The organism is Achromobacter sp. 1014246743, assembly GCF_059760725.1.
Genome location: NZ_JCBANA010000059.1, coordinates 1 through 13,269, shown reverse-complemented (window position 1 = coordinate 13,269; position 13,269 = coordinate 1). Strand labels below are relative to the sequence as shown.

Here is a 13,269-nt window from a genome sequence, read left to right as displayed (position 1 = left end):
GGTCAATACACATCCCGCACGTACCGCTTGTCCGCCGCCATGCCGGCGACGTAGGCGGTGGCTGCGTCGGCGTCCATGCCGCCATGGTCTGCCACGACCTGCCGCAGCGCGGCGTCCACGTCCTTGGCCATGCGGCTGGCATCGCCGCACACATAGAAGTGCGCGCCCGCGTCCAGCCACGCCCATAGCTGCGCGCCTTGTTCGCGCATGCGGTCCTGCACGTAGATCTTGGCCGCCTGGTCGCGTGAAAACGCCAGGTCCAGCCGGGTGAGCAGGCCCTGACGCTGCAACGCCTCCAGTTCCTCGCGATAGTAGAAGTCGCTGGCCGCGTGCTGTTCACCGAAGAACAGCCAGTTGCGGCCCGGGTCGCCGCGCGCCTGGCGTTCTTGCAGGAACGCGCGAAACGGTGCGACGCCCGTGCCCGGGCCCACCATGATCATCGGCGTGTCGCCGCCCTGCGGGGGACGGAAGTGGCGCGTCGGCTGCACGAAGATCGGCACGTCCACGCTGCCCGCGCGGTCGGCCAGGAACGTGGACGACACCCCCTTGCGGGTGCGCCGGCCGTTGTCGTAGCGCACGGCCGAGACGGTCAGGTGGACGTGCCCGGGGTACGCCTTGGGGCTGGACGAAATGGAGTACAGCCGCGGCTGAAGGCGCTTCAGGACACCCAGCCATTCGCCGGCGGACAATGCCGCCGGGTAGGCGTGCAGCACGTCGGCCAATTGCTTGCCCCACAGCCATTGCTGCAGGTCGGCGCGATGCGTCTCGTGCAGCAACCGGCGCAGGCCCGGGTCGCGGGTGCGCTCGGCGATCAACGCCAGGGCGGCGGGCGCGGGCCGCGCGATCTCGTAATGCCGGGCCCAGGCCTGGGCCAGCGACATGTCGCCGACGCCCGGCACCGTGACGAGGGTATCGGGCGACAGGCGGGTCTGCGCCAGCAGTTCGAGCACCAGTTCGGGACAGTTCTCGGGCCACACGCCCAGCGCGTCGCCGGCCTCGTACGCCAGGCCGGTTTCACCGATATCCAGCGCGAAGGCGCGCGTGTCCTTGGCGCCGCCGGCGGTATTCAGGCGTCGGTTCTGGACCAGGCGGGCCAGGGTGGGGCGGGTTTTGGACGGGGCCGGGTGAGAGGGCCCGGCGTTGCCCGGCGCGGCGGCAGCGGGCCAGTCCTCCTCGGCCGTCCGCGACGCGGCGATGTCGTCGGGCGGGACGCCCGGTGCGCAATGCGCGCGCGGATTGCCCTCGGCCGTGCGAATGGCGGCCACCACATCCGCCAGCCAGGCGTCGGCAGGAGCCTCGAAATCCGTATCGCAATCGACCCGCGCCACCAGCCGCCGTGCGCCCAGCGCTTGCAGCCGTGCATCCAGGTTGCGGCCATGGCCGCAGAAGGCGGCATAGTTGCTGTCGCCCAGTGCCAGCACCGCGTAGCGCACCGATGCCAGCGATGGCGCGTCAGTCGCCGCCAGCGCGCGCCACAGGTCCTGGCCGTTGTCGGGCGCATCGCCATCGCCGAAGGTGCTGCTGATGAGCAGCAGGTAGGGGTTGCGCGTCAGCATGTCCGCGGTCACGTCGGCCATGCAGGCCGTGCGCAACTGAAAGCCGGCCGCCGACAAGGCGTTGGCATGGCGTTCCACCAGCGCTTCGGCGTTGCCGGTCTGCGAGGCCCACAGGAGCGTCACGCGGGGGCGGGGGCCGATGATATGGACGGCACCGGCCGTCAAGGTTTCGGCTGCGGCCGCCTCGTCCGACGCCCTGGCCTTGGGCGCGGCGGCCGCCACCCGGCACAGCGCCACCGCGCAGTATTTCAGTTCGGGCTGCTGCGACACCGGGTCGATGGCGTCGTGGGTCACCGCGTTGATGCACAGGTCGTCGCCGTACACGTCGTTCCAGTGCATGGGGGCAAAGCACTGGCCGGGCTGCACCCGGTCGGTGATCGTCGCCGGCAGCACCGCGCGGCCGCGGCGCGAGCGCACTTGCACGCGGTCCCCCGCGCCGATGCCCAGGGCCTGGGCGTCGTCGGGATGCATCTCGATGAAAGGGCCGGGGTTGAGCTTGTTCAGCATCGGCACTTTGCCGGTCTTGGTCAGCGTGTGCCACTGGTGCTGCACGCGCCCGGTGTTCAGCACCAATGGGTACTCGTCATCGGGCAGCTCGGCCGGGTCGACGTGCGGCCGCGCGAAGAACTGCGCCCGGCCGCTGGCTGTGGCGAACGCCAGGCGCGGGCGCGTGCCGTCCGCGTCCTCACGCAGCGTCTGGCTGACGCCATCGTTCAGGTAGCGGATCGGATTGCGTACGGGGCCGTCGGGTCGTGCACAGGGCCATTGCAGCGGGGTATCGCGCAGCCGCGCATGGCTGGCGCCGCGCAGGTCGTAACCGGTGGCGGGGTTGAAGAAGCCGGTGATTTCCTCGAACACCTCGGCCGCGCTGGCGTAGGTGAAGGCGTGGCCGTAGCCCATCTCGCAGGCGACGTCGGCGATGAGTCGCCAGTCGGGCGCGGCATCGCCTGGCGGCGGCACGGCTTGCGGCATCAACGTCAGGGTGCGCTCGGAATTGATCATCACGCCATCGGCCTCGGCCCACAGCGCGCCGGGCAGCAGGATGTCGGCGTAGCGATTGGTCTCGGTGTCCAGGTAGGCATCCTGCGTGATCACCAGTTCGGCCGCGCGCAGGCCCGCCACCACGGTCTGGCGATTGGCGACGCTGGCCACGGGGTTGGTGCAGATGATCCAGCAGGCCTTGACCTCGCCCTGCGCCATGCGCTGGAACAGGTCGATGGTGCCCTTGCCCAGGCGCGTGTGCAGCGTGCCGGCCGCCACCCCCCAGCGCTGTTCGACAAAGGCGCGGTCGTCGGCCGACAGCACGCTGCGCTGGCCCGGCAGGCCCGGCCCCATGTAGCCCATCTCGCGCCCGCCCATGGCATTGGGCTGACCCGTCAGCGAAAACGGGCCGCTGCCCGGGCGGCAGATCGCGCCGGTGGCCAGGTGCAGGTTGCACAGCGCGTTGGTGTTCCAGGTGCCATGGGTGCTCTGGTTCAGGCCCATGGTCCAGCAGCTCATCCATTGCCCCGCCGCGCCGATCCACTCGGCCGCCTGGCGCAGTTGCGCGGCGGGCAGGCCGGTGATGGCCTCGACCCGTTCGGGCGCGTAGTCCGCCAGGAACGCGGGCATCGCGTCCCAGCCGTCGGTGCAGGCGGCGATGAAGGCGGCGTCGGTCTTGCCGGCCTGGTGCAACAGGTGCAGCAGGCCATTGAGCAGGGCCAGGTCGGTGCCCGGGCGGATGGCCAGGTGCAGCCCGGCCTTCTCGGCCGTGACGGTGCGGCGCGGGTCCACCACGATCAGGCGCGCGCCGGCCTTCACGCGGTCCATCATGCGCAGGTACAGGATGGGATGGCAGTCGGCCATGTTGGCGCCGATGACCAGGAACAGGTCGGCGCGGTCGATGTCCTGGTACGAGCCGGGCGGCCCGTCGGCGCCCAGCGACAGCTTGTAGCCGCTGCCGGCGCTGGCCATGCACAGGCGCGAATTCGATTCGATATTGTTGGTGCCGATGAAACCCTTGGCCAGCTTGTTGGCCAGGTACTGGGCTTCGATCGACATCTGCCCCGACACATACAGCGACACCGCGTCGGGGCCGTGGGTATCGATGATGGCGCGCAGCCGCCGTGCGGTGTCCTGCACGGTGTCGCGCAGGGGGCGCGGCACGGGGTCCTGATCGCGCTGCAACCGCGCGCAGGCGTGTTCCAGCCGCCCCGACTGGCGCAATGCGACGTGGGCCGACGCGCCCTTGGTGCACAGGCGGCCGGCGTTGCCGGGATGCTCGCGGTTGCCGGTGATCTTCACCACCTGTTCGCCCTGCACGTGCAGGGTCATGCCGCAGCCCACGCCGCAATAGGGGCAGACGGTGTCTACGGTGCGCAGGCTGCCGTTCATGCTCGCTTCCAAAAAAAATGCGCCCTGCCGGTGCGGCCGCAGGGCCGGACGGGCAGGGCGCCATTGCCCTGGTGCCCGGCGTCGCCGGGTCGATACGGCATTCGATGCAAGTTCCATGCCAGTGGCGGTTCGCCCGGGGAACCGGGCGTGGTTCGCGCACGGCGGTGCGCGTATGCACCGGGATGGTGCGAGAACGACCCGTTCAGGTGCGTGGCGGGCAGCGTCGCGGGCCGCATCCGGGCGCAAAGCCGATGGCACGCTTATTGCTTTGAAATCCATACCGGGCCCGAGTCCGGCCAGACAACGCATGCAGTGCAGGCAACGGCGCCCGGACCCTCCAGTCCCGGGCGCCGTTTGTCTTTTCGAAACCCAAATGGCAGCTGAAACCCCCATGAGCACAGCGACTTCCTCGAATTCCATGCAGACCCTGATCGTCATCGGCAACGGCATGGTCGGCCATCACTGCGTCGAGCAGCTGGTGGAACGCGGCGCGCTCGCACGCTGGCGCATCGTGGTGTTCGGCGAAGAAACCCGCCGCGCCTATGACCGCGTGCATCTGTCCGAATACATCGGCGGGCGCGATGCGGAATCGATGGCGATGGGCGAGGCCGCCTTCTACGAGCAACCGGGCCTGACGCTGCGCCTGGGCACGCCCGTGCTGCGCATCGACCGCCAGCAGCGCCAGGTGGTCACGGCCGACGGTAGCCATCCCTACGACAAGCTGGTGCTGGCTACGGGGTCGTACCCGTTCGTGCCGCCCATCGCGGGCGCGCAAGGCGCTTCCCGCCTGGTCTACCGCACGCTGGACGATCTGGACCGCATTCGCGAGGCGGCCGACGGCGCGCGCCGCGGCGTGGTGGTGGGCGGCGGCCTGCTGGGGCTGGAAGCGGCCAACGCGCTGAAGTCGCTGGGGCTGGAGGCGCACGTGGTGGAATTCGCGCCGCGCCTGATGCCGGTGCAGCTGGATGAAGCCGGTGGCGCGGCGCTCAAGGCGCGCATCGAAGCGCTGGGCGTAGGCGTGCATCTGGCGCGCGCCACCCAGGAAATCAAGGACGGCACGCAGTACCGCTACCGCATGCGCTTTGCCGAAGGCGCGCCGCTGGAAACCGACCTGATCGTGTTCTCGGCCGGCATCCGCCCCCAGGACGCGCTGGCGCGCCACGCCGGGCTGGCGGTGGCCGAGCGCGGCGGCATCGCGGTTGACGGCCAGTGCCGCAGCAGCGATCCGAACATCTACGCCATCGGCGAGTGCGCGGCGTTCAATGGCGCCATCTTCGGCCTGGTGGCGCCCGGCTACCAGATGGCGCGCACCGCGGCTGCGGACCTGTGCGGCGACGATGCCGCGGCCTTCCAGGGCGCCGACATGTCCACCAAGCTCAAGCTGCTGGGCGTGGACGTGGGTTCGATCGGCGACGCGCACGGCACCACACCCGGCGCGCGCAGCTACCGCTATATCGACGAGGCCGGCGCCTCGTACCGCCGGCTGGTGGTGTCCGAAGACGGCAAGCGCGTGCTGGGCGCCGTGCTGGTGGGCGACAACAGCTATTACGACACGCTGCTGCAATACGCGCAGAACGGCATCGCGCCGCCCAAGGATCCGGCCAGCCTGATCCTGCCCGTGGGCCAGGGCGCGCCCACGCTGGGCGTGGATGCGCTGCCCCTGGCGGCCACCGTCTGTTCGTGCCACAACGTCAGCAAGGGCGCGATCTGCGACGCGCTGGACGGCGGCTGTTCGGACCTGGGCGGCGTCAAGGCCTGCACCAAGGCGGCCACGGGGTGCGGCGGCTGCGCGGCGTTGCTCAAGCAGGTCGTGGAGCACGAGCTTGCGCGCCGCGGCGTGGCCGTGGACAAGAGCCTGTGCGAACACTTCGCCCATACCCGGCAGGAACTCTACGCCATCGTGCGGGTGCAGGGCATTGAATCGTTCGAGGAACTGTTGGCCCGCCATGGCCGCGGCCACGTCGGCTGCGACATCTGCAAGCCGACGGTGGCGTCGATCCTGGCGTCGTGCTGGAACCGGCCGATCCAGGACCCGCATCTGGTGCCGCTGCAGGACACCAACGACACCTTCATGGCCAATATGCAGAAGAACGGCACCTATTCGGTGGTGCCGCGCATCCCCGGCGGCGAGGTCACGCCCGATGGCCTGATCGCCATCGGCGCCGTGGCCAAGAAGTACCGGCTGTACACCAAGATCACGGGCGGCCAGCGCATCGACCTGTTCGGCGCCCAACTGCACGAGCTGCCGGACATCTGGGCCGAACTGATCGCCGCCGGCTTCGAGACCGGCCACGCCTACGGCAAGTCCACCCGTACCGTGAAGTCCTGCGTGGGCAGCACCTGGTGCCGCTATGGCGTGCAGGACAGCGTGGCCATGGCGCTGCGCATCGAAGACCGCTACAAGGGCCTGCGCGCGCCGCACAAGCTCAAGTTCGCGGTGTCCGGCTGCACCCGCGAATGCGCCGAGGCGCAAAGCAAGGACATCGGCGTCATCGCCACCGAAAACGGCTGGAACCTGTACGTGTGCGGCAATGGCGGCATGCGGCCGCGCCACGCCGAGCTGTTCGCGCAGGACCTGGACGACGCCACCCTGATCCGCTACATCGACCGCCTGCTGATGTTCTACATCCGCACCGCCGACAAGCTGCAGCGCACCTCGGTGTGGCGCGAGTCGCTCGAGGGCGGACTGGACTACCTGAGGGAGGTGGTCATCGACGACAGCCTGGGCCTGGGCGCCGAACTCGAAGCGCAGATGCAGGCCGTGGTGGACCGCTACGAATGCGAATGGGCCAACGCCCTGTCCGACCCGGAAAAGCTCAAGCGCTTTCGCACCTTCGTCAACCGCGCGGGGGGAGACCCCGACATCCGCTTCGTGCAGGAGCGAGGCCAGCCGCGCCCCGCGCCGCTGGCGCAAGAGGCCGCCGCGCGTGCCACGGCACGTGTCATTCCGATCAACGAGGAGATTGTCTGATGCCCCCGCCGACCGCTGCCCGCGCGGCTGTACCGACTGATACGCCCGCCACGCCGACCCGCCCGACCGAGGCGACCCATCCGGCCACCGCATGGCAACCGGCCTGCACGCGCCGCGACCTGGTTGCCAATTCAGGCGTGGTGGCGCTGGTGGGCCAATGCCAGGTGGCGGTGTTCTACCTGCCCGACGCCGCCGGCCCGACGCTGTATGCCCTCGACAACCGCGACCCGAAGTCCGGCGCCAACGTGATCGGCCGCGGCATCGTCGGCCACCTGGGCGGCGAGCTGGTGGTGGCCTCGCCGCTGTACAAGCAGCATTTCCGGCTGCGCGACGGCGCCTGCGTGGAATACCCTGATCAGTCCCTGCGTGCCTGGCCCGTGCGCTTCAATGGCGACGCGGTGGAAATCGCGCCGCCGGTCGCGCCATGACGCCCCCCCGATGAGCCCATACGCCATGCCCCCCACGCTGCGCTTTCTGCTCGCCGCCCGCCGCAGCGAACTGCACGGGCTGGAAACGCTGGCCAGCACCTGTGAACTGGCCACGCGCGTCAGCAAGCTGGCGCACGTGCTGCAAAAGGAACGGGGCTGCTCCAACCTGTATCTGTGTGGTGGCTCGGACGCGCTGCGGCCGACGCTGGCCGGATTGAGCTCGGACGCGTCCGCCGTCGAAGAAGAGGTGCGCCGCTTCCTGGACCGGCTCGAACCCGACGTGACCCGCAGCGCCGGCAAGGCGCGGCTGCTGAACTGCGTGGCCTATGCGCTGTACCGGCTGGATGAACTGCCGCGCCTGCGCGGCCGCATCCGCGACCGCCGCGTGGTGGCCGAGGAGGCCGGCGCCGCGTTCACCCGCCTGATCGCCAGCCTGTTCGCGCTGGTGTTCGAAGCCGCCGATTCGTCGCTGGACGCGGGGGTGACGCAGCTGCTGGTGGCGTTGTTGAACTTCATGCAGGGCAAGGAATTGTGCGGCCAGGAAAGGGCCCACGGCGTCATGGGCTACACCGCCGGCTTTTTCACCGAGCCGCAAAAGGTCCGCCTGCTGGAACTGGCCGATCTGCAAAAGCGTTGCTTCGACGGCTTTGCGCAATGCGCCGCGCCCGACGCGCTGGCCGCCTGGGAACAATTGGCGCCTGGCGCCGGCCAGGTGCAGCGCCTGCGCGACATGGCGCTGCGCACGTCGGAGGCGGCACGCGTGGACGCGGGGCTGGCCGAGGTATGGTTCGGCGTCTGCACCGAGCGCATCGACGCCATGCGCGCGGTGGAAAGCCTGCTGGCCGAAGCGCTGACGCTGCAATGCCACCGCCGGATCGTGGAAACCCGCGCTGAACTCGACAACCATCGCCTGCTGCTGAACCGCTTCGCTGACCAGGCCCGCGACGACGCGCCCGCCATGCTGTTCAAGCTGCAAGGCCGCATCCTGGACGTGCCGCCCGAAGACGGCGTGGGCGAGGAAATGGAACGGTCCATCCTGGACCTGATGCGCGAACAGGCGCTGCGCCTGCGGCAATCCGACGACGCGCTCGCGCTGGCGCGCGGCGCGCTGGAAGAACGCAAGCGGGTGGAACGCGCCAAATGGCTGCTGGTCAGCCGCTATGGCGTCAGCGAGCAGGCCGCGCACGACCGCTTGCAGCGCGCGGCGATGGACCAGCGGCGATCGCTGGACGAGATCGCGCGGCAGGTGCTGGCCGAGCTGGAAACGGCGGCGCCTTGATGGCCGGGCGGACCGGGAGCGGCGCCGGCCGGGGGGCCGCCTGGGCGGCAGGCAGGTCATCGGGGCGCAGGCCCGCCCGCGGCCTCAGCGCCCCGGCACGTCCCACAACGCGTCCGGCAGGAAGCCTTCCTGTTCGCCCTTCTTGGCATAGCCCAGCGGATTGGCGATCACGCGGCAGCCGTCCTTCACGTAGTCCAGCGCGCAGTGCAGGTGGCCGTGCATCCAGACGTCGGCCAGGGGCAGCAACGCATCCAGCGCGTTGCAGAACCCCGCCGTGCCGGGCGTAACGCCGTAGCGCGGGTCGGCGCTGGCCAGCGACGGTGCGAAGTGGGTGATGGCCAGGGTGGGGCCGTCGAAGGGCGTGCGCAGTGCGTCTTCCAGCCAGGCCTGGCAGGCCAGGCCCTGTTCGCGCATCTGCTCGGCCATGAAGGGCGCGCCGTGGCGCCGCATCTGCGCCTTTTCCAGGTAGAAGTCCGCCGCACGAAACGCCTTGCCGCGCTTGTTCAGCGCCTGCGTCAGCGTGTCGCCGGGCGCGGCCAGCGCGTCGAAGTCGGTCCAGAGCGTCGTGCCCACCAGCCGCACGCCGTCGATGACCCGGGTCTCGCGCTCCAGCCACTGGATGTCCAGCGCATGGCACAGCGCCTGCAGACGGTCATGCGTCTCGTCGAAATCCAGGTTGTCGTATTCGTGGTTGCCCGGCACATAGACCACCGGCGTCGGCCAGCCGTTGCGCGGCGAATAGGTGCCCAGGCCGAAGTCGTCAGTGGTCAGCCTGGACCGTTGCTGGTACGAACCGATGTCGCCCGCCAGCACCAGCAGGTCGGCCCCCGGGGTGGGTGACGCCACGAACGTGGGGTTGTTCTCCAGGTGCAGGTCGGACAGCAGTTGAATTTTCATGGGCCGGGGGCTTGTTTTGGTTGCGACACGCAAGTATATTGGTTGCGACCCGCAACTTCAGGACGCGCCATCATGGATGTTATCGACTTTCCCGCCCGATCCCGTGACCAGACCATCCGCGACCTGCGGGAATTCTCGCGCAAGCTGGTGCGCGAACTGGGTTTCATGCGCGCGTCGCTGGCCGACAGCGACCTGGCGCCGTCCGCCGTGCACGCCATCATCGAGATCGGGCTGCAACCCGGCATCCAGGCGCGCGACCTGGCGCTGATCCTGCGTCTGGACAAATCCAACACCAGCCGCCAGGTGGCCAAGCTGGAAGCCGCCGGCCTGGTCAGCCGCGAAACCGACAGCGGCGACGCCCGCGCCTCGCGGCTGTCGCTGACCCCGGCCGGGGTCGAGCTGCGCAAGCGCATCGACCAGTTCGCCACCGACCAGGTGTCCAAGGCCCTGCGCCAACTGGCGCCCCACGACCAGGAAGCGCTGATCCGCTACCTGTCGCTGTACGCCGATGCGCTGGCTCGCGAGAACCCCAACACCCGCGCCGCGCAGGCCGCCGAGGCCATCGACGCACAGATCCAGGAAGGCTACGCGCCCGGCTGCATCGGCGACGTGGCCAGCCTGCACGCGCGCTACTACGCGCAGGCCGCCGGCTTCGGCGTGGTGTTCGAACGCCTGGTGGCCACGGGGCTGGCCGCCTTCGCCGAAGCGCTGCCCGCGCCCGGCAAGAACCTGTGGCGCTACACCGACGGCAGCCGCACGCTGGCCTCGATCGCCATCGACAGCGACCTGCCCGCGCGCACCGCGCACCTGCGCTGGTTCATCGTCGACGAATCGCTGCGCGGCATGGGCGTGGGCCGCGCCTTGCTGGCGCGCGCGCTGCGCTTTGCCGATACGCTCGATGTGGATGAAACGTATCTGTGGACCTTCAAGGGCCTGGATGCCGCCCGGCACTTGTACGAGTCCGCCGGCTTCGTGCTGACCGACGAAGCCGAAGGCACGCAGTGGGGCGGCGTGGTGGTCGAGCAGCGCTTCAGCCGACCCGCGCGCTGACGCATCTGGACACACTAAAGGGCCGCGCAAACGCGCCGCGGCCCGCTTGAACACGCCACCTTTCACGGCGCTGTCACTTCACGTTCCTAGACTCGCTGGGGTCTTGCCGGTACTGCCCGGCAAGGTCGGTCTCTCCCTTTCTGAAGAACCTCCCCATGCCCTCCATGCGTCTTGCAAGAAGCCTTGCCGCGATCCTGCTCGCGGCCGCCACGCTCACCGCCTGTGGCGGTGACGATTCCTCCGATGATGATCCCGCGCCGTCCACCCCGCCGGTGACCGAACAGCCCAAGCCTGCGCCCCAGTTGCGCTGCGCACCGTAAGCGGCGGTTGCGCCGTCCTCAACGATCCCGAGTACACCTGATGACTACCCGCCGCAATTTCCTGCAGACCGCCACGGGCGCGGGCTTTGCCGCCGCCGCCCTGGCCGCCTTTCCGCCCAGCATCCGCCGCGCGCTCGCCATTCCCGCCAACAATGCCACCGGCACCATCAAGGACGTCGAGCATGTGATCATCCTGATGCAGGAGAATCGCTCGTTCGACCACTACTTCGGCACGCTCAAGGGCGTGCGCGGCTTTGGCGACCGCATCACCATTCCGTTGGCCAACGGCCGCAAGGTCTGGCAGCAGCAGCGCAGCAACGGCGCCGTGCTGACGCCTTTCCACCTGGATGGCAGCACCCATAACGCGCAACGCGCCAACGGCACGCCGCACAGCTGGAACGACAGCCAGAATGCCTGGGACCACGGCCGCATGGCCAAGTGGCCCACGTACAAGACCGACATCTCGATGGGCTACTTCAAAGAGCGCGAGATTCCGTTCCAGTTCGCACTGGCCAATGCCTTCACGCTGTGCGATGCCTATCACTGCGCCATGCACACCGGCACCGACGCCAACCGTTCGTTCCACCTGACCGGTACCAATGGCGCCACGGCCACCAACACCGCCTTCGTCAACAACGAATGGGACTGGATCGACGGCCTGCCAGCCGGCGTCAACACCGGCTACACCTGGAAGACCTACGCCGAGCGCCTGGAGGCGGCCGGCGTCAGCTGGATCTCGTACCAGAACATGCCCGACGAATGGGGCGACAACATGCTGGGCGCGTTCCGCCAGTTCCGCCAGGCCAACATCGCCTCGGGCTTTCCGGTGTCCAGCGGCGGCTCGCCGGGTTCGCCGTACGCCAACACCGGCCAGGCGCTGCCGTACAAGGCCTACGATCCGGCCACCGACAACGCCGCCAACCCGCTCTACAAGGGCATCGCCAACACGCTGCCGGGCACGGCGCCCGAGCAGTACCTGGATGCCTTCAAGCGCGACATCCGCGAAGGCAAGCTGCCGCAGGTCTGCTGGATGAACGCGCCGTCGATCTATTGCGAGCATCCCGATCCGTCCAGCCCCGTGCAGGGCGCCTGGTTCCTGCAAGAGGTGCTGGACGCGCTGACCGCCGTGCCCGAGGTCTGGAGCAAGACGGTGCTGCTGATCAACTTCGACGAGAACGACGGCTACTTCGACCACGTGCCGTCGCCGTCCGCGCCGGCGCCGGCTGGCGGCGGCGCCTTCGCGGGCAAGGCGACGCTGTCGGCCGCCGACATGGCGTTCGAGTATTTCACCCACGGCGCGCCCACCGGCAGCACCAGCCAGCCCGCCCCGGACGGCCGCGTCTACGGCCCCGGCCCGCGCGTGCCGATGTACGTGATCTCGCCCTGGAGCCGCGGCGGCTGGGTCAATTCGCAGGTGTTCGACCACACCTCGGTGCTGCGCTTCCTGGAAGCGCGCTTCGGCGTGGCCGAGCCCAACATCAGCCCGTTCCGCCGCGCCGTCTGCGGCGACCTGACCAGCGCCTTCAATTTCAAGACGCCCAACACCGAATCGCTGCCGACCCTGGCCGGTCGCGCCACCCGCAGCGCGGCGGACCAGCTGCGTACCGCGCAGGAAGCCCTGCCGCAGATGCCGCTGCCCACCGACATGCAGCTGCCGCTGCAGGCCAGCGGCACGCGCCCGTCGCGCGCCTTGCCGTATGAACTGCACACCAGCGCGCGCTGCGACGCGGCCGGCACGGTGCAACTGGTGTTCGCCAATACCGGCACGCAGGCCGCGGTATTCCACGTGTACGACCGCTACCACCTGGACCGCCTGCCGCGCCGTTATGCGGTCGAGCCGGGCAAGACCCTGGACGACACCTGGAACGTGCTGGCCGACAACCTGGGCATGTACGACCTGTGGGTGCTGGGCCCCAACGGCTATCACCGCCATTTCAAGGGCGACACCAACCGCATCGCCGACAGTGGCGTGCTGCCCGAGATCCGCGTCTGCTACGACATCGCCAATGGCGAGGTCTACACCGAGCTGCTCAACACCGGCGGCAAGGCCTGCACCTTCACCATCACGCCGCTGGCATATCGGCAGGACGGTCCCTGGCCGCAGGCGGTGCCTGGCGGCGGCAAGGCGTCGATGAACTGGGCGCTGGCGGCCAGCGGGCTGTGGTACGACTTCGCCGTCACGTGTTCCAGCGACCCGGCGTTCTATCGCCGTTTCGCCGGCCGCGTGGAAACCGGCGCGCACACGGTCAGCGATCCGGCCATGGGCGTGGTGGCCCGGGAATGGCAGTTGATCCTGGCCGCGGTCGTGGTGTTCATGCTGGTCAAATCGCTGGGCGTGTATCTGGTGGCCCGGCTGCTGCGCGCCAGCCATGCCGAAGCCATGACCCGTGCCGCC

At 69.4% G+C, this 13,269-nt stretch carries 8 protein-coding genes; 6 read left to right on the top strand and 2 right to left on the bottom strand.

The window, feature by feature from the left end; translation table 11 throughout:
* Positions 1-2: 2 nt before the first annotated feature.
* The gene (locus AC6LJ2_RS22175; RefSeq protein ID WP_498152194.1) at positions 3-3,929 is read right to left on the bottom strand and encodes a bifunctional nitrate reductase/sulfite reductase flavoprotein subunit alpha; all 3,927 of its coding nucleotides are present in this window, start codon (positions 3,927-3,929) and stop codon (positions 3-5) included.
* A gap of 391 nt (positions 3,930-4,320) precedes the next feature.
* Between AC6LJ2_RS22175 and nirB the strand changes: the two genes are divergently transcribed.
* From nirB to AC6LJ2_RS22160, 3 genes are read left to right on the top strand one after another with little or no spacing between them, the layout of a single operon-like run.
* The gene (nirB, locus tag AC6LJ2_RS22170; protein WP_498152193.1) at positions 4,321-6,900 is read left to right on the top strand and encodes a nitrite reductase large subunit NirB; all 2,580 of its coding nucleotides are present in this window, start codon (positions 4,321-4,323) and stop codon (positions 6,898-6,900) included.
* The gene (nirD, locus tag AC6LJ2_RS22165; protein ID WP_263910070.1) at positions 6,900-7,328 is read left to right on the top strand and encodes a nitrite reductase small subunit NirD; all 429 of its coding nucleotides are present in this window, start codon (positions 6,900-6,902) and stop codon (positions 7,326-7,328) included. Before nirB ends, nirD begins: the two co-directional genes overlap by 1 nt.
* Positions 7,329-7,353: 25 nt before the next feature.
* The gene (locus AC6LJ2_RS22160) at positions 7,354-8,607 is read left to right on the top strand and encodes a nitrate- and nitrite sensing domain-containing protein (protein ID WP_263910071.1); all 1,254 of its coding nucleotides are present in this window, start codon (positions 7,354-7,356) and stop codon (positions 8,605-8,607) included.
* A gap of 84 nt (positions 8,608-8,691) precedes the next feature.
* On the opposite strand, the gene AC6LJ2_RS22155 is transcribed toward AC6LJ2_RS22160, so the two are convergent.
* Positions 8,692-9,504, bottom strand: a complete 813-nt coding sequence (locus AC6LJ2_RS22155; RefSeq protein ID WP_025139195.1) for a metallophosphoesterase — start codon at positions 9,502-9,504, stop codon at positions 8,692-8,694.
* Positions 9,505-9,576: 72 nt separating this feature from the next.
* Between AC6LJ2_RS22155 and AC6LJ2_RS22150 the strand changes: the two genes are divergently transcribed.
* From AC6LJ2_RS22150 to AC6LJ2_RS22140, 3 genes are all read left to right on the top strand, one after another.
* A complete protein-coding gene (locus AC6LJ2_RS22150; RefSeq protein ID WP_263910072.1) occupies positions 9,577-10,554 on the top strand; it encodes a GNAT family N-acetyltransferase in 978 nt (325 codons plus the stop codon).
* Between the two features lie 164 nt (positions 10,555-10,718).
* Positions 10,719-10,874 (top strand): hypothetical protein, encoded by a 156-nt coding sequence (locus tag AC6LJ2_RS22145; protein ID WP_498152192.1) that lies wholly within the window; start codon positions 10,719-10,721, stop codon positions 10,872-10,874.
* Positions 10,875-10,914: 40 nt separating this feature from the next.
* The coding region (locus tag AC6LJ2_RS22140; protein ID WP_498152191.1) for a phosphocholine-specific phospholipase C at positions 10,915-13,269 on the top strand (2,355 nt) is incomplete at its 3' end.

What these genes read in the sequence shown, in the direction of transcription:
- AC6LJ2_RS22175 (WP_498152194.1), bottom strand. Translation starts at nt 3,929, where the DNA reads ATGAACGGCAGCCTGCGCACCGTAGACACCGTCTGCCCCTATTGCGGC.
- nirB (WP_498152193.1), top strand. Translation starts at nt 4,321, where the DNA reads ATGAGCACAGCGACTTCCTCGAATTCCATGCAGACCCTGATCGTCATC.
- nirD (WP_263910070.1), top strand. Translation starts at nt 6,900, where the DNA reads ATGCCCCCGCCGACCGCTGCCCGCGCGGCTGTACCGACTGATACGCCC.
- AC6LJ2_RS22160 (WP_263910071.1), top strand. Translation starts at nt 7,354, where the DNA reads ATGCCCCCCACGCTGCGCTTTCTGCTCGCCGCCCGCCGCAGCGAACTG.
- AC6LJ2_RS22155 (WP_025139195.1), bottom strand. Translation starts at nt 9,504, where the DNA reads ATGAAAATTCAACTGCTGTCCGACCTGCACCTGGAGAACAACCCCACG.
- AC6LJ2_RS22150 (WP_263910072.1), top strand. Translation starts at nt 9,577, where the DNA reads ATGGATGTTATCGACTTTCCCGCCCGATCCCGTGACCAGACCATCCGC.
- AC6LJ2_RS22145 (WP_498152192.1), top strand. Translation starts at nt 10,719, where the DNA reads ATGCGTCTTGCAAGAAGCCTTGCCGCGATCCTGCTCGCGGCCGCCACG.